Below are 24,527 nucleotides of genomic sequence, written 5' to 3' on the forward strand. Positions count from 1 at the left end.
CACATGGAGTAGCTCAAGATAATGAAAAATAACCATAGAGCTAGCAAGTTCTCTCCATACAAACGTTTACAATCCGTTGATATAATTCTGTCAAGAAGTATGGAAATAGCATATGGCTGTAGTAGATATAGATCTGTACTCCAAGAGACGTAAAAAAGGTGGCGATTGATGATGACAAAATCACTTCAAGTTCGTGAGAATAAGAGAAGTCTAGGCAAAGCCATAGTACAGCATAAGTACTTCTACCTCATGGTACTTCCTGTTGTAATCTGGTATATCCTGTTCAGTTATGGACCGATGTATGGTGTAATTCTTGCCTTTAAAACATTTGATTATAGTGCAGGGATCTGGGGGAGTCCATGGATTGGCTTTGAGCATTTTAAAACACTTGCAAGTGATGTGGAATTTCGGAATGTGTTCAAAAACACGTTGATTATTAGCTTTACCAAGTTAATTATTCATTTTCCGCTTCCTGTTATTCTAGCCATGGTCTTGAATGAATTTTCACGTAATCGTGCACGCAAATTTTTTCAAACCGTACTCACATTCCCGCATTTTATCTCGTGGGTCGTATTAGCGGGAGTGATTATGAATATTGTCAGTACGGATGGGGTGTATACTCAAATTTTATCTTTATTCGGAGTAGAAGCGACTTCACCGTTGACGGATGTAGATTCATTTAGACCTTTATTATACATAACACATATATGGAAAGAGATTGGTTGGGATTCGATCATATATATGGCTGCCCTTGCAGGGGTGAACCCTGAATTATACGAGGCTGCTGAGATGGATGGTGCGAGCCGCATGAAACGAATAATCTATGTCGCTTGGCCAGGAATTAAGAGTACCGTAGCTATTATGCTTATTCTCGCAGTAGGGAATTCCCTTGGTCAAGGTTCGGGTTTTGAACAAATATTTAACTTATACACGGCTCCTGTATATTCTGTGGCAGATACCATCGATACCTATATCTATCGAACCACCTTTACTACGGGTGCAGACTTCGGCTATATGACAGCTCTTGGACTATTGAAGTCTGTTATCAATCTTATTTTACTTTACTTAGCAAATACCATTGTGAAACGTTCGGGAGAACAAGGATTGTATTAAATGAATAGGAGGAGGAGACATCTATGCAAAGCAACGTGATCAAGAGACGAAGAATGAGTCTTTTTGATATTATAATGTATATCATCTTTAGTCTATTAGCTCTTATAACGATCTATCCATTCTATAATGTGCTTATTATTTCATTTGCGACGTTTGACAGTATTAGTAAGAGTGATTTGTATATCATCCCTACATCATTTGATATTACCCCTTATAAAGTACTATTTGCGGATATGAGTTTCTGGCGTTCCTTCCTAGTTTCTATATTTGTAACAGTAGTAGGCGTGGCATTTAGTATGTTTCTGAGTGTTACGGGAGCCTATGCGTTATCAAAAAAAACAATGCCCGGTCGAAATTTCATTCTTAGCATGATCCTATTCACCATGTTTTTTAATGGGGGACTGATCCCGTTCTATCTGATCATTAAAGATCTCGGACTCATCAATAATATATTTGTGATGATCGTTCCTGCTGCGATGAATACATTCTATTTAATTATTATGAAAAACTATTTCAGCACGGTTCCAGAGAGTCTTGAAGAATCCGCCAAGCTTGATGGTGCAAACGATCTCTATATTCTTCTCAAAATCATATTGCCAATTTCAGCTCCTTTTATGGCGACCTTTGGTCTGTTTTATGCAGTGGAAAGATGGAATGAATGGTGGTATGCCATGTTATTCATTAACGATTCTTCACTTGCTCCTCTGCAAATCTATTTACGGCAGGTACTGATCACAGCAAGCTCTCAGTTGAATGGTGTAGCAATGTTACTAGCTGAACAAAGTGGATCATCCAAGGTATATACACCTAGCCTTCAAATGGCAACAATCGTCGTTACATGTATACCTATTATTATGGTATACCCATTTTTGCAAAAACACTTTGCAAAAGGGTTGCTTGTCGGATCGATAAAAGGCTAGAAGTTAGACCTCTTCGTATTTCTTGGATTTGATTGATCTTTTGTTATGCCAAAGGTCCATCGATTTAAGATAGATTGCACAATTCAATAAAGGGGATGTGTAGATGATTAAGTTTCGGAATTCAGTCAAAATGCTATTTAGTTTAACTCTAATGTTATCTTTAATTGTAGGATGTACAAGTGGAAATACAGCCACAGAGCAGAAAGAAAACGGAAGCACAGCATTACAGAGTTCAGATGATCCATTTAAGGAGCATATCGAAATTTCACTTGCAACTTGGGATATTGATACGCTCTTACAGAAGGCAGGTGAGGATAAAATCTATCAGGATTTATTAAAGAAATTTAATATTTCTATTAAACCCGTTAATGTGTCATGGGATGACTATGCACAGAAATATCAATTATGGTCCGCATCAGGACAATTGCCCGATATATTTCAAACAGATGCGATCGGAACGCAGTATTATAAAAAATGGGTAACACAAAATGTTGTAAAAGCTTTACCTGAGGATATGAGCGCGTATCCGAACTTAGCTAAGTATTTTGAGGCACCAGATATTGCTGGATTAAATGAAGAGGGAAAATTTTATAATATTCCACGCCGAATGTTTCCTGATATCAAGTGGAGCGTACTCGATCGAACGGTCATGTACAGATGGGACTTAGCAAAGGAAGCAGGGATTACGAAAGAACCAGATACGTATGAAGAGTTCAATGCGATGCTAAAGGCAATTATTGATAAAGATCCAGAGCAAAAAAAGATATCTGGGCTAACGGCTTCAACGCCGAAGTTTATTGGAGGTTTCTTCTGGTTATACGGTAATCCGGTGGCTACTAGTGATGGAAGTGGTAGTGATTTCAAATGGATTAAAGAAGATGGGAAGTTTATACCCGCTGTATTTTCCAAAAATGCATTGCCAGCAATTGAAAATATGAGAAAAATGTATGAGAACAATTTAATTGATAAGGATATTGCACTTCAGAAGCCTGATGCGGCCTATGACAAATTTGTTTCGGGTAAATCCGCAGCACTACTTGCCGGTGGTGGTTTCTTAGGCATGGATTCAAATATTTATGAGAAACGATGGAAAACAGCTTATCCGGATAAAGATTTCACTGAAAGTGTCAAAGTGTTAAAACCACTTATAGGTCCTGATGGAAATCGATATCATTCCATGTTCAAAACGTATTGGTCTGAAAGCTATATTAGTGCAAATGTGAATGATAAGAAAATGGATCGTATTTTGAGAATGTATGATTACATCCTGTCTCCTGAAGGTAAAGATCTACTGACATACGGAATTAAAGATGTTGATTATAAGGTTGAAAACGGCAAAAAAGTTTCTATAGGAGACAAGACGCTGCTTGAAAAATATCCTGCAAAAGGTATATTTGCTGGGCTTGCCTCTCTAGATACATCTGATGCGTATAACATGGACAATCCTACAATCGGAAATGAAAAAATCCGTCAGGAAGCAGTTGATTTCATCAATTGGAGTCTTGAAAATACAAATACACCAGATTATGATATTCGTCTCACCTATATGTCAACACCGACTAAAGATAAATTCACTATCTTCGATCATGATGATTTGCTTAAAATTATGCTTTCTACAGAGCCGGTTGATAAGATGTGGACTGACATTGTAAATGGTTATAAAGCAAAAGGTCTTGATCAGATGATCGAAGAAGTGAATGCGAAGGCTAAAGAAGAAGGAATTGAATAAAATCTGTCCTGACGAGTTGTAAATATAAATATCATCAGGTGAAAGTACTTCAGCAAAGTGATGAGTCAATATACTCAAACACTAGAAATATGCTGGGGTACTTTTATTATTTTTAAAGGAGGTTTGTGATGATTCAAGAATGGGTTAGGAAAATAACGATTGGTGTGATCATTGTTTCGTTCTTTGTATTATCAAGTCCAATTTGGGCAAGTGAACTTAATGTGAGTTCAAAGAATTACTATGTCGATTCAATAAACGGAGATGATTCAAATAATGGGCTAACTGAAACCTCACCTTGGAAAACTTTAACCCCGGTAAATAATACCGAGTTTCAGCCAGGAGATCGCCTTTTATTTCGAGCCAATGGCGTATGGTCAGGGGAGTTGTGGCCTAAAGGTTCTGGTACAAGTGGAAGCCCAATTGTAATTGATATGTACGGCACGGGGAGTAAGCCTGCATTCATAGGCAGTCAGACGACGAATCAAACTCTTCATTTAGATAACCAGCAATACTGGGAGATTCAGAATTTAGATATATCGGCCAATTATAACAATAAATTAACAAGGCGTGGAGTGTATGTACATGCAAAAGATAGCGGAACGTTAAATCATATATATTTTAAAAATCTCGTCATTCATGATGTATGGCCTAATATCCCTCACACGAACAATAATACAGCTAAAGATACAGGCGGAATATTTTTTTCTATAGAAGGCAGTACCACGATAACCAAGTTCAACGATATTCTAATTGAGAATTGTACGATTAAAGACCTTGATCGTGAAGGCATTACACTGACCTGGACTTCATGGTCGAATCGGGAAGGAGAGACAGGAGGTGCTGGACCTTGGACGGGAAGTACCAACGTGGTAGTAAGAAACAATTATCTGAGTAATATTGGTGGGGATGGGATTGTCATTCAAGGTGTTCAATCCCCCATTATTGAGTACAACACAATTGACGGTTTTGGTTCGCGCAACAATAATATAAGCTATAATGCGGGCATGTGGGCTTATTCGGCGGATGATGCATTGTTCCAATACAATGAAGCATTCAACGGTAAGACAACAAATGACGGAATGGCTTGGGATGCCGATGCTAGAACCAACCGAACAACCTTTCAATACAATTATAGCCATGATAATGAGGGTGGCAGTATGCTATTTATCAGTTATGGCACAGAATACTCACGTGATGCGGTATTTAGATATAACATTAGTCAGAATGATAGAAACTTTATCCTGACAGCTACAAATCCAATAAACGCAAACATTTATAACAATATTTTTTATATAGGGAATGGAATTAATGCAAGAGTATTTAATACGAATAGTGGTACTGCTACATTCAAGAACAATATTTTCTATAATTCAGGTACAAATTCTACAAATAATTGGGGTGCTAATTATACGTATGACTCTAATGTTTATTATGGAAACTTCGCAACGACACCAAACGATCCCAACAAACAAACCACCAATCCACAATTTATTAATCCAGGTTCAGGTTTAGTAGGTAGAGCTACTCTTGACGGTTATAAGTTACAGAGTACATCTCCAGCGATTAATAGCGGTATTGCAGTAACGAATAATGGAGGAAAAGATTTCTGGGGTAATCCGCTCTATTTCAAAACGCCAGACCGTGGAGCTTATGAACATCAATTGCCCGTGGCTGCAGCACCAAGTAATGTAGCTTTAGGAATTATACCTGCATCTAGTAGTTTTATTGAGAACCCAAGCCGTGCTACCGATGGCATATCGAGTAATAAAGAGCTATTTTCGGGTATGGATTCAGGGGTCCAGTGGATGCAACTTGATCTAGGAAAAAGTTATGATATTAGCCGTGTTAAACTCTGGCACTATTTTGATGGAAGAAAGTTCAAAGATGTTATTATTCAGTTCGCTGAGGTACCCGATTTCTCCAATGGAGTGATAACCAAATTTAATAACGATAGTGATAACAGTGCTGGACAGGGAACCGGTGCAGATGCTGAATATACTGAAACAGCGTCAGGAAAGGAAATAGCTTTTAGTCCCATTCGAGCCAGATACGTTAGGTTTTGGTCGGGGGGAAGCAATGTGAATATTTGGAACCAAATTGTTGAAGCAGAAGTTTATGGGATAAGTACACCATAAAGAAAGCTGAGGAATACGTGCATGAAGGAGGGAGGGATTTCTTCTGTATTGGAAAAAGTATCATTATTCTGTTCAGCTTAGCCTACTGGTATTAGTTATCATTTTCTTAGCGGGTGTAATGGGGTTTGGAAACTCTCAGTACCCCCAAAAAATAGAGACGTCACAGACGGTAGCTTGGGTCAATGGTGTACCCATTGAGTCCCGAGAATTTGAAGCTGCGTTATTGGCTGAACGAATTGGTGTGATCAGCTATTTTCAAACAACTTATGGGGCGGAATATGACAATCGTTTCTGGAACACGTTATATGGGGGAGAAAAACCAATTGAAATATTGCGTCGTAAAGCACTAGATGCATGTGTTCGTAACAAAGTACAGCAGATGGAAGCGATAAAGTATGGCATACTTGATGAGCAAGGAGCATCGTATACCACCTTCCTCCATCGCTTAACGGATGAAAATAATAGAAGGGAAGAAGCTGTGAAACGTAACGAAGTCATATATGGTCCTACGCAGTATGAAGAACAAGATTTCTATTCTTATCTACTAAGTAATGTAGCAAATAAATTGAAGGAACAATTAGTTTCAGGTGAACTAGCCCTAACGACAGAAGAATTGGAAACTTTTTATGACCGAAAAAAAGATCAAATGTTTATGAAGTCACCGTATATTAAGATGAAAAAAGTCTTGGTACCTCTTCAATCTGGCGGGAATTCTTCTATTCAACTGGCAGAAAAGATACGAAAGAATGCAATTGAGTTGAAATCGCTTAAACAAGCAGTGAACAAATGGGATAAGGATCTACAAGTTACCGAACAAGTATTTGACGACAAGTCTAAAAGAGATGATAACAAATATTTCCCAGAGATCTTGGAAGCGGTAAATGTATTAAAGTCTGGTGAAGTTAGCGAAGTTATACCTGTACCGGAAGGTAACGTGGTTATAGAAATTGTGGAGCGAAGGGATTATGGATATGTTTCTTATTCGGAGGTGAAGGATCAAGTGCGAAGTATGTTGATAGACGAGAAGTATGCGAGTTGGCTAAAAAAGAAGATTAAGCAGACGCAGGTGAAGGTTAACTCTATTGTGTATGAAGAAACGAATGTCCTATAAAGTTGTTTGTTTAGAAAGTATTTATAACTACCTCTTACTAAGTTTAACGGGACACGATAGCTTAATAGAAACAAGAAGGCAGCCGACATGTCGGCTGCCTTTATTTAACTTAGAGACAGGATGACTAAATCCGAAGCGAACGTAGTGCAGACATAATTATTTTTATGGGGGAAGAGGAAGAAGTCAGGTGGAGCGAGTATAGCTAAAAAGAGGGTGCTCAATGAGTCTAGAAAAGGTTACTCTAGTTTATGTATCAAGGCTTAACGGTACCCGTTTGACGATCAGATAATACAGTGATCGAGTCTCCAGTCGCAACTAATGTAGCTGGGTTTGTCCATAAAGAGACTGCGACGAATGCGATACCTAGTAAAGTTAGCATTTTTTTGGTCATTTCTTATCCTTCCTTTCTAGCTGGATTTTGTTTCCACTCCATTGTATACTTGAACGTCAACTTTTGGATAGAGGAAGTTGCAGGGCCAAATATATCAAACCTCCATGGCAAAATGTAGATCAAATTTCACTTAGATTTTCCATTGGCTATAAAGTGGAATCATTATTAAGGAATCAGATCTAGAAAATCTGGGTAATCAATAAGGTCGGCTTGAATTAGCCACTTCCCACTTTTACTCACCAGTGTCAGTCTGCATTTAAAGGTGAGCGTCAAATACAACCCACCTGTTCCTACGTTTACGAGTCTGTCAGAATAGAGGCATCTCATTAAACGGAGGTTCTTTTATGAGCAAGCAGCAACGTAACGAATATTGGCAAAAGCAAATAACAGCGTATCGTAACAGCGGTCTTAGCATGAAAGCATGGTGCGCTGCTAATGAACTTAAACTGGTGATTCAACTGTGCCTTAGAACACTCCAGCTTGAGCGCCAAAATGAATTTGACGATGGGCAGGTAGAGCAATAAAATAAAGTTGGTACATCTTATTTTACTGGAAATTGTGGTTGTGGTAACTTTCAATTTCTCAAGGACAGATGTCTTTTTACCGTCTAGTCATTCGATGAAGATTCTCATCCCTCGGCATTAAGGACTCTTTAACGACGACATGTTTTTTGCAACACGCAAGTTAATAAATCTACATAAATTGAAGGAGTAAATTATATGACGGAAAAAGAAAAATCACATGCCGGCATGTTATATCAACCCGGAGATCCTGAGCTTGTAGCAGACCGCGATATTACTATAAAAAAATTACACGATTACAACAACATACACCCGCTTGATCGCGACGCAAGGCAGGCCGCCATACGCGAGTTGCTGGGCAAGACCGGAGATAACTGCGTTGTAGAGCAACCACTTTTTTGCACTTACGGGTATAATACCACTGTGGGCGATAATTTCTTCCTTAATGTCAACTGCAAGCTTATGGACAGTGGGAAAATAACGATTGGAAACAATGTATTTATAGCACCCAATGTTTGCATTATAACGGAAGAACATGCAATGAATGTGGAACAACGGCTGGCAGGGTTGGAATATACACATCCGGTCAATATCGGTGATAATGTCTGGATTTGCGCTGGCGTTATTGTATTGCCGGGCGTGACGATCGGCGCGAACAGTGTTATTGGCGCGGGTAGTGTTGTTACAAAGGATATTCCGTCAAACAGTTTGGCTGTCGGTAATCCCTGCAAAGTAATCCGCAACTTAAATGATGAATGAATCAATATTTACTAAAGCTCAGGATTTATGCGGATTACTTAGGATGGGATAAGTTAACAAAAGATGGTTGTTCTGGAAAGTTTGTAGAAGGAAGATATGCTAATGAAGAACTTGCTGAAAAAGGTAAGGTATTTTGGAATACATATATTGATAACAGCACTAAAGGATTGAAAGAAATCCTTGAAGAGGCATATCGTCGCAAAATGCAAGAATGATTCCGTAATTTTAATAGTTAAATATCGCTTGTTTTCATCCGACAAAGAACCTAGAGAATAAACTGAGGTTCTTTTTTCTTGTATACTTTACTAAGAATATCCATTTGTTAAGTCAATAGAAGATAGGAATAATCGCTAGTTTAAGCTCGATCATATGAAAATATGAAAGAAAAATAACAATATTTTATGTAATTTTAATGTTTTATTTTAGAAATCCTTTATATTTATTAAAAGAGCCAGAAATAAAAGACTCGAAGGGAGCCTATTAAATGGATAACAAATCATCACGACAGGACAATGAAGAAGAAAAGAAAGATTCTTTAGCTGAGGAGCAAGAAACCCAATTGGAAACATCTCCGCAGCCATCAGTGCAAGGAGATCAATCAGAGGAATCAACACTGCAAGAGGATCATTCAGAGGGGTCAACTGAGAATAATACAAAGGGTTCAGCTAAAGTGAAGAGCAGCGTGGTCTGGATGGTTGTATCCGGAGTTCTTGCTGTAATTCTTGTCATTGTACTGATAAATCCGCCATCCGGCGGAGCTAAAGAAGCCGTGGCAACGGTCAACGGTACTGATATAACGAAGGAAGACTTATATAACGAATTGGTCCAACTTGGGGGAACAAGCACACTTAATAACATGATTACGACAGAATTGATTGACCAAGCGGCTACGGAGGCTAAGGTCTCTATTACCGAAGAAGATGTTAATAATGAGATTGAATCGCTGAAGACGCAATTTGGCGGTGAAGAAGCACTTAATGCAGCTCTTGCCCAATCAGGCATGACAATTGATGACCTTAAGAAAAACACGGAAATGCAAGTGAAGATTCGTAAAATTCTAGAGCCGAAAACGACGGTAAAAGACGAAGATATTAGCAAGTACTATGAAGAGAACAAAGATACATTTGCAACTCCGGAGCAGGTAAAAGCATCCCATATTCTTGTAGCAACGAAGGAAGAAGCCGATGCGATAAAGAAAGAGCTCGATGGAGGCGCAGACTTTGCAACCTTGGCTAAAGAAAAATCCACGGATACAGCTTCAGCAACAAATGGTGGAGATCTTGGGTTCTTCGGAAAAGGGGATATGGTAGAAGAATTTGAGAAGGCGGCATTCTCGTTGCAGAACAATGAGATTAGCCAACCGATCAAGTCGGAACATGGCTACCATATCATTTTGAAAACAGATCATAAAGAAGCCACAAATCCAACGCTGGAAGACAAAAAAGAAGAAATTCGTAAAATATTGGTGGATCAACAAATCAGCGAACTCTCTACAACATGGATGACAGAATTGCAATCAAAAGCAAAAATAACAAACACGCTTGAGCCTGCAGAGGAAAACACGGATGCTTCGAATTCTGCAGAAAAGACAACAAACGAATAAAACGGCTAATTTAACCGTTTATGAATTAAGTGAGAGCTCTTCTTTCAATATTTAACTGGAAGACTCTAACCATAGATGGTACCGTGATCTCCTCATCTCTTTGGATGAGGGGATTTTTTATTAAAAGTTCATACTGCGGGACCAAAACAGTGGATTGAATAATGAGCAGTAAATTAAGTAGTTAAATAATTAATAATGATCCGGAAGATCAGGTCTGCAATAATATACTATATACCCTCTAATTTTAAGATGTATATTTCTATGAGAATACCTTGAAAGGGAGTTTTCTCATGAATATTACATCTTTTTTATTATACTGTTTTATTGTAACTTTCACTCCAGGACCTACGAATATCGTCATTTTATCTACAGTACAAAATTGGGGTGCTAAGAAAGCGATGGAATATACATATGGGGCGACCATAGCCTTTGGTTTATTACTTGTTATTTCTGCTACGCTGAATTCTATGCTTATCACGATAATTCCAAAAATATTAATTGTTATGCAGATCATCGGAAGTCTTTATATGCTTTATCTTGCTTATCAAATTTACAAAATGGATACATCAAAACCAACGATAAACCAAACTGCTACCTTTACTTCAGGCTTTATTATGCAGTTTATTAATCCTAAGGTAATCATGTTTACAATGACTGTAATTCCTAGCTTTATTATGCCACACTCTTTCACAATGTCAGTGGTGATAATATGTGTTATGGTGATAACACTTGTTGGATTTTTAGCGTTTTCTACATGGGTTCTATTCGGCACAATTTTCAAGGAGTTTTTACAAAAACATAAAAAGACGGTTAATATCCTGATGGCATTATTTTTAGCTTATGCTGCTGTAATGATATGGATGTAGGTAAGATAATTAAGAGGTGGATCGAATGGACAAATTTATCTATAAAAAATCGGCAGGTATTACTGCATTATCAGCCAGTATTACTGACTTTACGTATAAAAAGCACTCTCACCAAGAATATGCAATAGGTGTGACATTGCGTGGTATTCAACATTATAACTTGGATGGCAGTTTGCAATTATCTTATCAAAATGGGGTTATGCTTTTTAATCCAGAACAGGCCCATGACGGGAAAGCGCATGATGAGACAGGTCTCGATTATATTATGCTATATATTGATCCCCAATTGCTTTTAGAGGTAATTGAGAAGAAGGATATCGTTCGTTTTTCAACCCCGGTTGTGTATGACTGTATACTTAAACAAAGAATATTAAATCTATCTAATGCAATATTAAGCGGACAAGATGAGGCTTTGGGTAGTGAATTACTCTTATCACTTACAGATATCCTGATTCAAACTAATCTGTCTACAGACTATAAGAAAGATAACGCGATAATTAGAAAAGCAAAGGATATGCTACATACCAACTTAGGAAATGTACTTAAACTTGACGATATAAGTAGAGAGCTTAATTTATCTAAATTTCAGTTTATCAGACTATTCAAGGCACAAACTGGAATCACACCCTACCAATACTATCTTAACTGCAAGATAGAACACGCCAAGCAGTTAATAGAGAAAAATGGAGATATTTACACCGCAGTAACTGAATGTGGTTTTGTTGATTTGACTCATTTAAATAAACATTTTAAAAGCGTTTATGGAACAACAGCATTTGAATATAGCCACATTTAAATTCGGCCCTTTTAGAAAAGGGGGATTTAAGGACACGACAAAAAGCACAAGGACAGACTGTCCTTGTGCTTTTTGAATGATTTTCTAATCAGGCTAGATGATAACTACAATCGAAGAAAGAATTAATGTTTAAGTGTTTCCTGCAACAGCTATTCCACTAAAGCTTCTAGCTCCTAAACTGATACCATAATTAGTAAATACGCTGATCGTATATTGAATTTGTCCTGCAAGGACCTCTTCCACCGGAGGAAAATCAACAGCTGTGATCGCAGCCATTTCGTAAGTTACATCGATTTGATTCACCGGCTTTTGATATACTGTCGTGAAAATCTCAGTTCCGTTACGCCGGATTGTAAACGTAGCATTAGGAGTAATGGTAGGGTTAGAGGAAGGGGCCATTTGCAACCGTGCATATGCATTTAATGTTACACGTACCAAGTTAACATTGTCTGGAGAAACGTTAGCTGTCTGTAAACCAATGTCCCCAAAAGTGTATGGAAAAAGAGAAGAGGAGGAAAGCCCTACCTCTGGTATATCTTGTACACTATCCGAAGAGATTCTCATATCTAAAAACTGTATACTCAACTTTTTCACCCCTCTCTATTAATATCATTCATAGTATGAGAGAAGAGTGGAAAGTGATTAGACAATATATAGCAAATATTTAAGAGTAATAGAAATGTCTATGGTATCCACACCAATAAAAATATTTTTTAAAGTATCAAAAGGTTTGGTTGATAACACTTGATATCGCTTTCATAATAAATGGTCCAAATAAAATGCTTGACAGTACTTATCTGAACGGTTTCAATTATATAGACCGATTGTTATAATGCATAGGGATGTGACTCGAATGAGTGAAAAGTCTAATGTTAGAGAGTTAATCGTCAGCACAGCAGCCAGACTGTTTTTTTCACAAGGATATCATGCGACCGGTCTGAGCCAGATTATTAAGGAGAGTAAGACGCCGAAAGGATCGTTATATCATTATTTTCCACATGGCAAGGAAGAGCTAGCACACGAGTGCATTCAAAAAGCCAATGAACAAATTCTGCAGAAATTCGAAGAGAATTTTGCAGCTCATGATAACACGGGGGACGCAATTCAACGATTTATTCATGATATGGCTGATGAAACAGAGGCCGCTGGCTTTACTGGTTTTCTGCCATTTAGTTTCTGGGCAGCCGTGGAAACATCCTGTATCAGTCATCAACTACGAATTGCCTGTCAAGGTGTGTTCGCAGACTGGCAGCAAATCATTACGAAACATTTGCTTATGGATGGCATTGGTGAAGAGAAAGCACGAGAGACGGCACTTCTGGTCATTTCCTTGATGGAAGGAGCACTGATTATCAGTCTGACCAATCAGGACAAACAGCCTTTGCTGACGGCTGCTGATTATTTGTCCGTTGTGGCAAAAAATGCAAAACAGACGCGGTAAGTCTGTTAAAAGAGAGAAATAGGTAGAGAGTTTGAGGAGGATGGAACGTGGAGGTTGCCATGAAGGCTGATTCTGTAAAGAATCAACAAGAAACAAAACAATATAAGGTGTTGCCGATATTATTCGCTATGCTACTAAGTGGATTTATTGGTCTGTTTGGTGAAACAGCACTCAATGTGGCATTGACGCCACTGATGGGATTGCTAGAAGTTGGGCCAACTACGATTCAATGGCTGACGACAGGGTATTTGCTCGTTCTAGGTATTTTAGTTCCGGTTTCCGGGTTGTTATTACAATGGTTTACGACGAGACAGTTATTTACGACTTCGTTGATTTTTTCGATTGCAGGAACTCTCGTTGCTGCGCTAGCTCCGAGCTTTGAAATTCTTCTGGTGGCACGTGTATTGCAGGCAGTCGGTACAGCACTGTTGCTACCACTAATGTTTAATACGATTTTGGTAATTTTCCCGATTGAAAAGCGTGGTTCAGCCATGGGACTCATTGGTCTAGTTATTATGTTTGCGCCGGCAAGCGGTCCGAGTATTTCAGGATTGATTCTGGCTAACCTGAGCTGGCACTGGATCTTCTGGATTTCATTGCCGTTCTTTATCATTTCACTGGTTTGTGGTTTGTTGTTCTTGCCTAATATTTCGAAATTGACCAAGCCCAAAATTGATGTTCTATCCATCGTACTTTCTACCCTTGGTTTTGGTGGTATCGTATACGGATTCAGCAGTGCAGGAGGACATGGGGAAACCGGCGGTGGCTGGAGTAGTCCTGTTGTTGTTATCACATTGGTTGTTGGAGCTGTATCCTTGCTGTTATTCAGCATCCGTCAACTAAGAATGAAGCAGCCGATGATGGATCTACGTGCATTCAAGTACCCGATGTTCACGCTTGGTTTGATCTTGATCTTCATCTGTATGATGATGATGCTGTCTTCCATGCTTATTTTGCCAATGTATCTGCAGCAGGGTCTGGCTGTTACAGCCTTAACGGCCGGTCTGGTGTTATTGCCAGGCAGTTTGCTAAACGGATTTTTGTCTCCGGTCATGGGTCGTCTGTTTGATAAATTCGGTCCAAGGTGGCTAGTCATTATCGGTCTGAGCATCGTGGCTGTAGTTCTGTTCATGTACACAGGCATTAAACCGACAACTTCACTTAGTATGATTATTACATTGCATGTATTCATGATGATCGGTATCTCGATGATTATGATGCCTGCACAGACCAATGGTCTAAATCAGTTACCTCCGGAGTATTATCCACACGGAACTGCAATTATGAATACACTTCAGCAGGTATCAGGAGCGATTGGTACAGCGGTTGCGGTGAGTATACTCAGTGCAGGACAGACCAGCTTTTTAAGTGGGGTAACAAATCCGGAAAGTCCGGAAAATCAACTGGCAGGTTTTACGTCAGGCGTACAAAATGCGTTTATCTTCGCATTTGTCCTTGCTCTTATCGGTCTAGTTATTTCCTTCTTTGTTAAACGGGTTAGAGTTGATGGACAAGAAGGTCAACAAGGTCCTATGCATTAATAAGAATAAAGCAATTACAAAACGGTGCACTTTCTGCTTTTGCAGGAGGATGTACCGTTTTTCTTTTATGTAAAAGGACCAAGGAACTACTAAATGAGCTCTCTCCTCGACGTTATCCCTTCTTGAAAAAGAGCCCCATAATGAGACAGCGGCTCTTTTTTTGGTTTATAAGGGAAGCCGTTTAACGTTTAGATACTTTCATATTTCTCCTTCAATTGCTTTATATCTGCCCTGGGTGGAAAACCGAACATACGAGAATATTCACGGCTAAATTGTGATGCACTTTCATAACCGATCCGGAACGCCACCTCTGTTGCATCCGTTGGCTCCGATATTAAAAGGCGCCGTGCTTCTTGTAATCGCAATTGTTTTTGATATTGGATAGGGCTCATTGCAGTAATCTCCTTGAAGTGTCTGTGAAATGTAGAAATCCCCATATTGGCTAGTTCTGCAAGCTCTTCAATTCGCAAAGGTTTAGCAATGTTATGGACAATATGTTCGATTGCCTCGCTGATTCGATAAGCGCTACTTCCTTCCATGGCCATCTGCGCAAGCGCAACTCCATGATTCCCTTGCAAAAGGTGATATAAAATTTCTCTTTTGTAGATCGGAGCCAAGAACGGAATGTCTTTAGGATTATCCAGTAACCTAGCTAGTCTAACTAAAGAATCCATAATTGAAGACTCCATTTCACCAACAAACATCGCTCGCTGTGTATTTTCTTGTAAAGTGATTTCAATTTGCGCGTCCTTTAAAACTTCTATGATTTGCTTCGGTGTAAATTCAAGTCTCAAACTTAAGTAGGGCACATCGGAAGAAGCTTTTATGACGTGACCTTTTACCGGCAAGTTCGTGGAAGAAATGAGATAGTGGGAAGGACCATATTCAAATAATTCTTGAGAGAGTAACACATGCTTCAAACCTTGTGCGATGAAACATAAGGAAGGCTTATAAACCCGGTGAACTGGATCGGCTACACGAGACAAGCGAATAAAAAATAAAGAAGGAATAGCCGTCTCGTATACTCCGTCCTGTCCAGAATGCCGCTCAATTAGTTCGGTAAGTTCAACCTGCTGATTATGTATACGTTCAGGCATAAGATCCGTCCTTTCATCTTTTTGTTTTCATTATAACGAAACATACATGTTACATAAATGGTAGTGAGAGGATTAGGCAGTGATTCGAGACAAACGGGATAACGTTCTCTTTTTTAATTGTTGCATAATAGCAATAAGAATAAGCCGAAAGATGATAAACGAATGATTGAAAATGAGTACTCACCATGTCAAATATCCAAGAAAATGTTACGAAACAAATATTGAAATGGAACAATCATCTGATGTGGCGGTCATGAAATGATCATTCGTCCTACCAGCCAAGAGCTGTAATCATATTTTAAGGAGGCTAAAATTGTACACACGACTTAAAAATTTGTTTGCAATCAAAGGATATAGTTTATTTGTCATTTGTGTATTGTTGGTGGGCACCGGGATTTCAATCACCCTACCGTACTTAGCTCTTTATTGTACAGAGTATTTAGGAATGAGTGCAGGAGCCTTCGGTGTTTTTACGGCTGTGAGTTCATTAAGTGGCGTGGTGGCGAACTCGGTCATTGGTAAATATTCGGATGGCAAGCTGGACCGGAAAATCATTATTATGTTAGCCACGGTTTCATCTGCGTTGGGCTATACCTCATATTTAGTGTTTGATAACTTCATAATATTACTTATTATTGTGAGTTTTTTTAGTGGTTTAGGGGCTTCTGCTATGCCACAAATTTATGCCTACGCTCAGGAATCCGCAAATGAGAGCAACTCTGATGATAAGACGTTTGCGATGTCAACTTTACGTTCACTCGTTTCTCTTGGATTCCTGACAGGGCCTTTAATCGGAACAATCATTTTAGGAGCTGTTGGATATAAGGGACTTTTTCTAGGGACTTCTTTAATTTTCCTTACCATCGCATCGCTTGTACTACTTTTACTGCCTAGAAGAAAAGTAGTTCAAAAGAAGAGATCCGATAAAGGAGAAGCTTCACTCAAACGGAAAAAAGTCTGGTATCCATTGATTGCCCTTATCCTTCTATTTGCGGTCAATGCCATAAATGGGATGGTCACGCCATTATTTATTATAAATGAGCTTCATGGTACACATACGGATGTCGGATTGGTTGTTAGTATTAGTGCTGGTTTGGAGATTCCCATTATGTTTGCGCTAGGCGCCATGGGTCGAAAGATATCGAATCATTCTTTGATGATTATTGCTTGCTTTATTGCAATAATGTACAACGTTATATTATCTGTTTCAACAGACTCCTGGCAGCTGATTGCGGCACAGTTATTACAGGCAGCATTTGTGGCTATTGTGATGGGCAATGGACTAAGCTATTTCACGGAGATGTTTCCAAATTCACCTGGAATGTCCACTACGATCTATTACAACGGATCCATCATCGGAAGGTTAGTGGGTAATTTAGGAGGAGGAGCTATTGCTCAGTATGCCGGGTTCCGTGACGTTTATTGGATGTGTCTGGCAATTGTAGTTGTCTCTTTCTTTATCTTATGGATGATAAGACCCCGTAAGGATGTAAATGTAGCTATTTAAAGGATTCAAAATCCATTGAAAAGTGAGGATTAATAAAATGGAGTATGTGAAACTTGGAAACACAGGTTTAGATGTATCCCGAATTTGTATTGGATGTATGAGCTTCGGCATATCTGAGCGGTGGCATCATCCTTGGGTATTAGATGAGGAGCGTAGTCGACCTATCATTAAAAAAGCTCTAGATTCAGGCATCAATTTCTTCGATACAGCCAATGTGTACGCAGACGGTACAAGCGAGGAAATTGTGGGGCGTGCATTAAAGGACTATGCGAATCGGGACGAAATTGTACTGGCGACAAAAGTTCATGGACGTATGCATAAAGGTCCAAATGGTGCTGGGCTTTCCCGAAAGGCAATTATGAGTGAAATTGATAATAGCCTTAAACGTTTGGGAACCGATTATGTGGATCTGTATCAAATCCATCGTTGGGATTATCACACACCAATCGAAGAAACGATGGAAGCACTCCATGATGTTGTGAAAGCGGGGAAAGTACGGTATATTGGCGCGTCTGCCATGTATGCATGGCAGTTTCTGAAGGCTCTTCATGTAGCGGAGAAAAACGGGTGGACTCGGTTTGTAACGATGCAGAATCATCTTAATCTCATGTACCGTGAGGAGGAACGGGAGATGATACCGCTATGTAAGGAAGAAAAAATCGGTGTGATACCGTATAGCCCACTGGGTAAAGGAAGATTGGCGCGTGATTGGGAGGAGACAACACATCGTTCTGAGACTGATCAAGTACAGAAATCCCAATACGATCCGACTGCAAATGCAGATCGTATAGTCGTAGAACGAGTTGCTGAAATTGCAAATAAGCGTGGCGTTCCAAGGGCACAGGTTGCACTTGCTTGGGTGTTGCAGAAAGAACCTGTAGCCGCTCCAATTATCGGTGCTACGAAAACATCTCATCTGGAAGATGCAGTAGCGGCTCTTTCCATTACATTAACACCTGAAGAAATTGCATTTATGGAAGAACCGTATGTGCCGCACCCCATCATTGGCTTTCAATAGTTCTTTCATAAGGAGTCTCTAATGAGTGACCTTTCCGAAATAAGGAGAGGTCACTTTTTTCATGAGATGCGTAAACAGATAGCAAGATTCATGGTAAGCAAAGCAAAATTTCTGATACAATTAGAAATATATGAAACCGCAACCAAAAACTTATAGAAAGCGAGAACCAACCATGAATCAGAAAACGCTTTATAACGATGGATGGGAATTTGCAAAAAGCAGCTTGGATGTTACAGATCGTGCTGGATTATCTTTTGAACCTGTGGATCTTCCCCATGATTGGCTAATCTATAACACGCTGGATCTATACGAGAATAGTATCGGTTGGTATCGCAAGAAATTGATGTATCAGGAGGAAGAGAATCAGCAGCTTCTTTTAAGTTTCGATGGCGTGTACATGGATTCTTCCGTTTATGTGAATGGGCAAATTGTTGGAGAATGGAAGTACGGATACTCCTCTTTTGAACATGAAATTACAAATGCTCTTCTCCCAGGGGAAAATGAAATCATAGTAAAAGTGGTACACCAAAGCCCAAACAGTAGATGGTATTCAGGAGCTGGAATTTACCGCAACGTATGGCTCAAAACAAGAGATAAAAATCATATTGTCACTGACGGCATTTACATATCAATGAACCAAGAGAATAACGGATGGAAGGTCGAGGTGGATACTGAAGTCACTATTGCACAGGAAGCAATACTCACGCATAAGCTCTTGTATCAAGGACAATTGATAGCTACTACTGCACAGAAGATTGCAAAGGGTGACGACACTACTGTTATTAACCGTCAACATCTGTTTGTAGAGAGTCCTTTGTTATGGAATACGGATGAGCCTAATCTTTATCAACTCGTTACCGAGTTACAGCTGGCTACACGGGATCAAAGCTTTGAAGTGATAGAAAACATCTCCCAAAATATTGGATTTAGAGAGATCAAACTTGACCCTGCAGAGGGATTTCATTTGAATGGTAAGAAGATGAAGCTTAATGGGGTATGTGAACATCATGATCTTGGTGCATTGGGCGCGGCATTTAATATAACCGCATTAAGAAGACGGTTCTGTCTGTTACAAGAGATGGGAGTTAACGCGATACGAACAGCCCACAATATGCCGGCAAAAGAGTTTATGGATCTTGCGGATGAAATGGGAATGCTCGTCGTCTCCGAAGCTTTTGATATGTGGGAAAGATCCAAAACTCCTTATGATTATGCGAGATTTTTCCCAGAATGGGCACATACCGATGTGAAGAGCTGGGTTACACGTGATCGGAATCATCCGAGCCTCATCATGTGGAGTATCGGAAATGAAATCTATGATACGCATGTAGATGAGAGAGGGCACCAAGTAACACGGATGCTGATGGATTATGTGTTGGAATTTGATCCGAAACAAAATGCGAGCGTTACCGTTGGATCGAATTACATGCCTTGGGAAAATGCACAAAAATGCGCCGATATCGTGAAGCTCGCTGGTTATAACTATGCGGAAAAATATTATGACAAACATCATGAAGAGCATCCGGATTGGATTATTTATGGTAGTGAGACAGCTTCTGTGGTCCAAAGCCGAGGCATTTATCATTTCCCGTTTGAGAAATCAATCCTTGCCGATGATGACGAGCAGTGTTCTGCGCTTGGAAACAGTACAACGAGCTGGGGGGCAAAGTCAGCGGAAGCTTGTATTTTGGCGGAAAGAGATACCCCTTATTCCTTAGGTCAATTTTTATGGACCGGGTTTGATTATATCGGAGAACCGACGCCCTATCATACGAAGAACTCTTATTTTGGACAATTAGATACGGCTACGTTTAAAAAGGATTCGTTCTATATTTATCAGGCAGCCTGGACTGATTACAAGAAAAATCCGATGGTTCATTTGTTCCCCTATTGGGATTTTAATCAGGGTCAAATGATTGATGTAAGGGTGTGTTCGAATGCACCCAAAATTGAGTTGCAGCTAAATGGTGTGACCATAGGAACCCATGATGTTGATCATGAACACGGAACACAGCTAGTCGGCTGGTGGAAGGTTCCATATGAAGAAGGCGAACTCACAGCAGTGGCTTATGATGAAACAGGCAAAGTCATTGCTACGGATGTAAGAAGGTCTTATCAGGATGCGAAAAAAATTCGTCTGAAAGTGGATAAAGAAGTACTGTACGCAGATGGAAAGGACCTTATTTTTGTTGAAATTAACGTGGAAGATGAAAATGAGAATATCGTAGAAAATGCAAACAACCGCGTGCATGTACATGTTACAGGAGCAGGACGTCTTCTTGGTCTGGATAATGGGGACAGCACAGACTATGATCCGTACAAAGGCCTCAGCAGAAGATTATTCAGTGGGAAGTTAATGGCGATCATCGGGGCAACATTGGAGCCTGGAAAGATTCAGATTGAAGTTACTTCCGAAGGCTTAGAAAGTCGTGTTGTGGAAGTTGAGTCTTTTTCTATACAGAGTGGGACAGTAGAGGGAGTTTCAGCATATACGAAAAATGAGGAATTGCTGTGCGTTACGGGGATACAGACTGAAATTCCTCTTCGCAAAATTGAACTTATCAGCGAAACTGGACAAGTATTTGATCCGTCGATACAAGAGATGGTTGTAAAAGCAAGATTGTATCCAGAGAATACATCCTATGAGGAAATTGAATGGGCTGTAGTAAACGATACGGGGATCGAGTCGAATATTGCTACAGTAGAGGCAAAGGGTCATGAAGCGAAGATCACTGCTCTAGGTGATGGAGAGTTCAGACTTCGTGCAACAAGCAAGAATGGAACAGATAAAACAAAACTTATTTCTCAGCTGGAATTTAAAGCGGTTGATCTAGGCACTGCATACAAAGACCCGTACTCCTTTATATCTGGGGGACTCTATGACTACACGAAAGGCGAGGTTGGAAACGGAAATGAAAGAGGCGTAGCTACAAGCAGAGATGGGGAAACTGTGGTTGGGTTCCGTGATATTGATTTTGGTTCGTATGGATCAGATACGATCACCATTCCTATTTTTGCTTTGTCGAGCGAAGCATATTTCCTGCAAATTTGGGAAGGGATGCCGGATGAAGAAGGAAGTACATTACTGGCAGATGTAATCTATCAAAAAGAATCCAAGTGGAATGTTTATCAAGAAGAAACCTATCGTTTGTCCAAGAGACTGCGTGGTATCACTTCTATTAGTTTTGTCCTTCATCAGAAAGTTCATATCAAGGGATTTTCTTTCGAGAAGAAGAATAGAGGTTTTGAGCAGAATATTGCTGCCGAATGCGATCATATCTACGGTGATACGTTTACGCTATTAGAAGATCGGGTTGAAGGTATAGGTAATAATGTTTCCTTGGAGTTTGATCAAATGGATTTTACGAATGAGGGTACTTCGAAACTCGTCGTAAATGGCAGATCCTTAATTGATAAGAATACGATTCATATTCGATTTGCAGGCCCTGATGGCGAGAGCAATCAGCTCGTTGAATTTACCCAGTCAGGTGGATATGAAGAGCAAACGTTTGATTTGGAACGAATAACAGGCAATCAAAAAGTGACCTTTATTTTCCTACCAGGCTCAAATTTTGATTTTGCTTGGTTCCGGTTTGTGAGGTAATTGGTTATAGACTTAAACGAAGAAAAGGCAGCTGATCGCTGCCTTTTCTTCGTTTAAAAACGTGTGTTTTAAGCAGTTTGATTTTTGCTTCTCGTTTGTTGCTTCTGCCACCAGTTACTTTTTCACTTTTCGCCAAATAAAGAAAATCATCACACCTATTACTACAATACCGAGCATCGTAACCCATGGATATGGTTGTATTCGGTTGAGTTCATTTTCAAGATTGACTTGTTCTGTAGGCACTTTACCTTCTCCTAATTTAGTTAAATCTTCTTGTGCATCTGCTAAACCTTTCGTTCGATCACAGATTATCGTTACGAGTTGCTCTTTATTTCCATACATCGTAGATAGACTCGCATATACTAAGTAATCCTTACTTTCTTCAAAATGATATCCACAATCACCGCCACCAGCTCCTGTATGAATAATCATTTGTGATTTCGATTCGCCTTTCCATATTTGAGTAATTTCGAATAATACCGATTTTGTCACGAATCCCTGCAAGCCTGTTTCTTCCTTTATTTCAAGGACACGACCAGTAAAAACCGCATCCGAACGGCCTAGTTCTTCTTTAACAGATAAAGGTTGAACACAAGAACAAGCATATACTTTTGATGGAATGAAGATGGTCATGATACTTACAATAATACTAATCAGTAATAACAAATTTATTTTTCTCTTCAAGATAATCCTCCCTTGCTCAAATTCACTCAAATTCATAAACACTTTCATATTTAAACGTTTCTAATTGACCGAATGTTACAGGTTCTATTCTTGCCAAGTAAAATCAAGGGGAAATGTAGCCATGTTCAAATATCATTCTTAAAAAATTTGTGAGAATGTAGAGATTGATATAGCGTTAACAATTCTATTTCGGGATAATTTTTGTAAAATTATGGGTACTTTTGTCGTCTTGCAGGAAGATAGCTGAATTAGCGGGAATTATTTTCATAAATAAACGATAGAAGGGAGGCCGGTTATTACATATTGAAGTTGTTATCACAATCCGTTCTAGAGAAGAGTATTATTCATGTTCAAATGAGTTTCGACTATTCTAGAATTCTTCAGAGTGTAGTGACACAACAAGGGAAAGATCTGCTGGAGCCTGTTATTCGCTGTTCTACATCAAACGTACGATCCTCATTTTCATTCATCTGCGTAAGTTATATAAACCTATTGTTCTCACCATCTGAACCTCCAAGTTTTATCTTTTATCTATTACGACCTACCGTGTACGATGACTTTCGAAGTAGCCTCACTTGATATCCGATCGATCAAATTCCAGAGAAACATCAGAAAGAATGTATTGTTCCACAAAGGAATGGGGGAAAGGATGTTCTTATGAAAAGTAAACTACTAACCGTTGCATTAATGGCTACGCTATGTTCATCCTTGTTGTTGAGTACAGTTCATGCAGAAAAAGTGTCTGATTTTGAGATGAATCCTTCTTCTAGTGAATCTGTAGAGGCTACATTTACTGTTACTTTAAAAGGAAAAGCGATTCAGGATTTATATGCTTATGAAGCCAAGCTTAATTTTGACCCGAATGTTCTTGAGATTGTAAAAGCAGAGACGAAGATCAAAGGATTCTCTGTATCTCCAATCGTGAAAAATAATGAAATTACGATAGCCCATACGAAGATCGGCAATGTGAATGGCGAGAAAGGTGATATGGATATAGCAACGATCACCTTCAAAGCTAAAAAAGCCGGTACGTCCAGCGTAAAATGGACGTCACTCAAAATTCTGGATCGTGATCTGAAAGATCAACAATTTACCCTGAATCAATCTTTTGAATTCACCAAGATTTTCAGTGATATTACAGGTCATTGGGCGAAGGCAGATATTATGGAGATGGTAACGAAAGGGATCATTGAAGGTATGAATGCCGATACCTTTGCTCCGAATCAGAATATTACCCGTGCACAATTCGCTACTCTTTTAGTTAGAGCATTAAACCTCTCTGAAGGCTCAGGAACAAACCCTTATACAGATGTGAAATCAGGAGTTTGGTATGAAGATACGGTCAAGAAAGCCTATGCGGCTGGCATAGTTAGCGGCTTGTCCGAGACGACGTTTGCACCGGATAAGAGTATTACCCGTGAAGAGATGACGATGATGCTGATGCGTGCGAAAGCATATGCTTCCGGGGTGAAAATTGATAGTTTGAATTCAGTCTCTACGAACATCTTTAAGGACAATAGTAAAATCAGCCCTTGGGCAAAAGAATCAGTAGGATTTGTTATCGATTCGAAACTGATGAAAGGAAGATCCCAAACTTCATTTGCGCCCAAAGCATCTGCTACAAGAGCAGAGTCGGCCTCTGTAATTAAGCGGTTGTTAAACTCTAAATAATCAAAGTAGGTAGACAACTT

The 24,527-nt window shown here is 39.4% G+C and carries 21 protein-coding genes; 17 read left to right on the forward strand and 4 right to left on the reverse strand.

Annotation, left to right across the window (positions count from 1 at the left end; translation table 11 throughout):
* Window positions 1-168 precede the first annotated feature (168 nt).
* The 5 genes from KFT32_RS06005 to KFT32_RS06025 all read left to right on the forward strand — a co-directional run bounded on the left by KFT32_RS06005 (window position 169) and on the right by KFT32_RS06025 (window position 7,008).
* Window positions 169-1,113 carry an ABC transporter permease gene (locus tag KFT32_RS06005; RefSeq protein ID WP_249435690.1) on the forward strand — a complete coding sequence of 315 codons (945 nt, stop codon included), beginning with the start codon at window positions 169-171 and terminating at the stop codon, window positions 1,111-1,113.
* A gap of 23 nt (window positions 1,114-1,136) precedes the next feature.
* Window positions 1,137-2,033, forward strand: a complete 897-nt coding sequence (locus KFT32_RS06010; protein WP_211746217.1) for a carbohydrate ABC transporter permease — start codon at window positions 1,137-1,139, stop codon at window positions 2,031-2,033.
* Between the two features lie 103 nt (window positions 2,034-2,136).
* The gene (locus KFT32_RS06015) at window positions 2,137-3,762 is read left to right on the forward strand and encodes an extracellular solute-binding protein (protein WP_211746218.1); all 1,626 of its coding nucleotides are present in this window, start codon (window positions 2,137-2,139) and stop codon (window positions 3,760-3,762) included.
* Window positions 3,763-3,890: 128 nt separating this feature from the next.
* Window positions 3,891-5,897, forward strand: a complete 2,007-nt coding sequence (locus KFT32_RS06020; protein ID WP_211746219.1) for a galactose-binding domain-containing protein — start codon at window positions 3,891-3,893, stop codon at window positions 5,895-5,897.
* Between the two features lie 118 nt (window positions 5,898-6,015).
* Window positions 6,016-7,008, forward strand: a complete 993-nt coding sequence (locus KFT32_RS06025) for a peptidylprolyl isomerase (protein WP_211746220.1) — start codon at window positions 6,016-6,018, stop codon at window positions 7,006-7,008.
* A gap of 253 nt (window positions 7,009-7,261) precedes the next feature.
* On the opposite strand, the gene KFT32_RS06030 is transcribed toward KFT32_RS06025, so the two are convergent.
* A complete protein-coding gene (locus tag KFT32_RS06030) occupies window positions 7,262-7,399 on the reverse strand; it encodes a hypothetical protein (protein ID WP_211746221.1) in 138 nt (45 codons plus the stop codon).
* 344 nt (window positions 7,400-7,743) lie between these two features.
* Here KFT32_RS06030 and tnpA point away from each other — a divergent pair, with 344 nt between their 5' ends.
* From tnpA to KFT32_RS06060, 6 genes are all read left to right on the forward strand, one after another.
* The gene (gene tnpA / locus KFT32_RS06035) at window positions 7,744-7,923 is read left to right on the forward strand and encodes an IS66 family insertion sequence element accessory protein TnpA (protein ID WP_211746222.1); all 180 of its coding nucleotides are present in this window, start codon (window positions 7,744-7,746) and stop codon (window positions 7,921-7,923) included.
* Between the two features lie 195 nt (window positions 7,924-8,118).
* On the forward strand, window positions 8,119-8,679 hold the full coding sequence (locus KFT32_RS06040) for a sugar O-acetyltransferase (protein WP_211746223.1): 561 nt from the start codon (window positions 8,119-8,121) through the stop codon (window positions 8,677-8,679).
* Window positions 8,676-8,894: a hypothetical protein gene (locus KFT32_RS06045; protein ID WP_211746224.1), complete on the forward strand. Its 219-nt coding sequence runs from the start codon at window positions 8,676-8,678 to the stop codon at window positions 8,892-8,894. The genes KFT32_RS06040 and KFT32_RS06045 overlap by 4 nt, the downstream gene beginning before the upstream one ends.
* Window positions 8,895-9,163: 269 nt before the next feature.
* On the forward strand, window positions 9,164-10,282 hold the full coding sequence (locus KFT32_RS06050) for a peptidylprolyl isomerase (protein ID WP_211746225.1): 1,119 nt from the start codon (window positions 9,164-9,166) through the stop codon (window positions 10,280-10,282).
* 290 nt (window positions 10,283-10,572) lie between these two features.
* Window positions 10,573-11,148, forward strand: coding sequence for a LysE family translocator (locus KFT32_RS06055; RefSeq protein WP_211746226.1), 576 nt, complete (start codon window positions 10,573-10,575; stop codon window positions 11,146-11,148).
* A gap of 25 nt (window positions 11,149-11,173) precedes the next feature.
* Window positions 11,174-11,944, forward strand: coding sequence for an AraC family transcriptional regulator (locus KFT32_RS06060; protein ID WP_211746227.1), 771 nt, complete (start codon window positions 11,174-11,176; stop codon window positions 11,942-11,944).
* 129 nt (window positions 11,945-12,073) lie between these two features.
* Here KFT32_RS06060 and KFT32_RS06065 read toward each other — a convergent pair whose 3' ends face one another.
* A complete protein-coding gene (locus KFT32_RS06065) occupies window positions 12,074-12,529 on the reverse strand; it encodes a hypothetical protein (protein WP_211746228.1) in 456 nt (151 codons plus the stop codon).
* A gap of 268 nt (window positions 12,530-12,797) precedes the next feature.
* Here KFT32_RS06065 and KFT32_RS06070 point away from each other — a divergent pair, with 268 nt between their 5' ends.
* Together KFT32_RS06070 and KFT32_RS06075 are read left to right on the forward strand one after the other, a co-directional pair.
* Entirely contained in the window at window positions 12,798-13,385 is a 588-nt protein-coding gene (locus KFT32_RS06070) for a TetR/AcrR family transcriptional regulator (RefSeq protein ID WP_211746229.1), read from the forward strand.
* 59 nt (window positions 13,386-13,444) lie between these two features.
* Window positions 13,445-14,926 carry a DHA2 family efflux MFS transporter permease subunit gene (locus KFT32_RS06075; RefSeq protein WP_211746295.1) on the forward strand — a complete coding sequence of 494 codons (1,482 nt, stop codon included), beginning with the start codon at window positions 13,445-13,447 and terminating at the stop codon, window positions 14,924-14,926.
* A gap of 188 nt (window positions 14,927-15,114) precedes the next feature.
* On the opposite strand, the gene KFT32_RS06080 is transcribed toward KFT32_RS06075, so the two are convergent.
* A complete protein-coding gene (locus KFT32_RS06080; protein ID WP_211746230.1) occupies window positions 15,115-16,023 on the reverse strand; it encodes an AraC family transcriptional regulator in 909 nt (302 codons plus the stop codon).
* Window positions 16,024-16,336: 313 nt separating this feature from the next.
* Between KFT32_RS06080 and KFT32_RS06085 the strand changes: the two genes are divergently transcribed.
* From KFT32_RS06085 to KFT32_RS06095, 3 genes are all read left to right on the forward strand, one after another.
* A complete protein-coding gene (locus KFT32_RS06085) occupies window positions 16,337-17,530 on the forward strand; it encodes a sugar efflux transporter (protein ID WP_211746231.1) in 1,194 nt (397 codons plus the stop codon).
* Window positions 17,531-17,567: 37 nt separating this feature from the next.
* The gene (locus KFT32_RS06090; RefSeq protein WP_211746232.1) at window positions 17,568-18,548 is read left to right on the forward strand and encodes an aldo/keto reductase; all 981 of its coding nucleotides are present in this window, start codon (window positions 17,568-17,570) and stop codon (window positions 18,546-18,548) included.
* Between the two features lie 172 nt (window positions 18,549-18,720).
* Window positions 18,721-22,152, forward strand: a complete 3,432-nt coding sequence (locus tag KFT32_RS06095) for a glycoside hydrolase family 2 TIM barrel-domain containing protein (RefSeq protein ID WP_211746233.1) — start codon at window positions 18,721-18,723, stop codon at window positions 22,150-22,152.
* A 114-nt stretch (window positions 22,153-22,266) separates the two neighbouring features.
* On the opposite strand, the gene KFT32_RS06100 is transcribed toward KFT32_RS06095, so the two are convergent.
* Entirely contained in the window at window positions 22,267-22,836 is a 570-nt protein-coding gene (locus KFT32_RS06100; RefSeq protein ID WP_211746234.1) for a hypothetical protein, read from the reverse strand.
* Between the two features lie 657 nt (window positions 22,837-23,493).
* Between KFT32_RS06100 and KFT32_RS06105 the strand changes: the two genes are divergently transcribed.
* The gene (locus KFT32_RS06105; protein WP_211746235.1) at window positions 23,494-24,507 is read left to right on the forward strand and encodes an S-layer homology domain-containing protein; all 1,014 of its coding nucleotides are present in this window, start codon (window positions 23,494-23,496) and stop codon (window positions 24,505-24,507) included.
* Window positions 24,508-24,527: the final 20 nt, after the last annotated feature.

The organism is Paenibacillus sp. Marseille-Q4541 (assembly GCF_018310695.1).
GTDB lineage: Bacteria > Bacillota > Bacilli > Paenibacillales > Paenibacillaceae > Paenibacillus.

What these genes read in the sequence shown, in the direction of transcription:
- KFT32_RS06005 (WP_249435690.1), top strand. Translation starts at nt 169, where the DNA reads ATGATGACAAAATCACTTCAAGTTCGTGAGAATAAGAGAAGTCTAGGC.
- KFT32_RS06010 (WP_211746217.1), top strand. Translation starts at nt 1,137, where the DNA reads ATGCAAAGCAACGTGATCAAGAGACGAAGAATGAGTCTTTTTGATATT.
- KFT32_RS06015 (WP_211746218.1), top strand. Translation starts at nt 2,137, where the DNA reads ATGATTAAGTTTCGGAATTCAGTCAAAATGCTATTTAGTTTAACTCTA.
- KFT32_RS06020 (WP_211746219.1), top strand. Translation starts at nt 3,891, where the DNA reads ATGATTCAAGAATGGGTTAGGAAAATAACGATTGGTGTGATCATTGTT.
- KFT32_RS06025 (WP_211746220.1), top strand. Translation starts at nt 6,016, where the DNA reads ATGGGGTTTGGAAACTCTCAGTACCCCCAAAAAATAGAGACGTCACAG.
- KFT32_RS06030 (WP_211746221.1), bottom strand. Translation starts at nt 7,399, where the DNA reads ATGACCAAAAAAATGCTAACTTTACTAGGTATCGCATTCGTCGCAGTC.
- tnpA (WP_211746222.1), top strand. Translation starts at nt 7,744, where the DNA reads ATGAGCAAGCAGCAACGTAACGAATATTGGCAAAAGCAAATAACAGCG.
- KFT32_RS06040 (WP_211746223.1), top strand. Translation starts at nt 8,119, where the DNA reads ATGACGGAAAAAGAAAAATCACATGCCGGCATGTTATATCAACCCGGA.
- KFT32_RS06045 (WP_211746224.1), top strand. Translation starts at nt 8,676, where the DNA reads ATGAATCAATATTTACTAAAGCTCAGGATTTATGCGGATTACTTAGGA.
- KFT32_RS06050 (WP_211746225.1), top strand. Translation starts at nt 9,164, where the DNA reads ATGGATAACAAATCATCACGACAGGACAATGAAGAAGAAAAGAAAGAT.
- KFT32_RS06055 (WP_211746226.1), top strand. Translation starts at nt 10,573, where the DNA reads ATGAATATTACATCTTTTTTATTATACTGTTTTATTGTAACTTTCACT.
- KFT32_RS06060 (WP_211746227.1), top strand. Translation starts at nt 11,174, where the DNA reads ATGGACAAATTTATCTATAAAAAATCGGCAGGTATTACTGCATTATCA.
- KFT32_RS06070 (WP_211746229.1), top strand. Translation starts at nt 12,798, where the DNA reads ATGAGTGAAAAGTCTAATGTTAGAGAGTTAATCGTCAGCACAGCAGCC.
- KFT32_RS06075 (WP_211746295.1), top strand. Translation starts at nt 13,445, where the DNA reads ATGAAGGCTGATTCTGTAAAGAATCAACAAGAAACAAAACAATATAAG.
- KFT32_RS06080 (WP_211746230.1), bottom strand. Translation starts at nt 16,023, where the DNA reads ATGCCTGAACGTATACATAATCAGCAGGTTGAACTTACCGAACTAATT.
- KFT32_RS06090 (WP_211746232.1), top strand. Translation starts at nt 17,568, where the DNA reads ATGGAGTATGTGAAACTTGGAAACACAGGTTTAGATGTATCCCGAATT.
- KFT32_RS06095 (WP_211746233.1), top strand. Translation starts at nt 18,721, where the DNA reads ATGAATCAGAAAACGCTTTATAACGATGGATGGGAATTTGCAAAAAGC.
- KFT32_RS06105 (WP_211746235.1), top strand. Translation starts at nt 23,494, where the DNA reads ATGAAAAGTAAACTACTAACCGTTGCATTAATGGCTACGCTATGTTCA.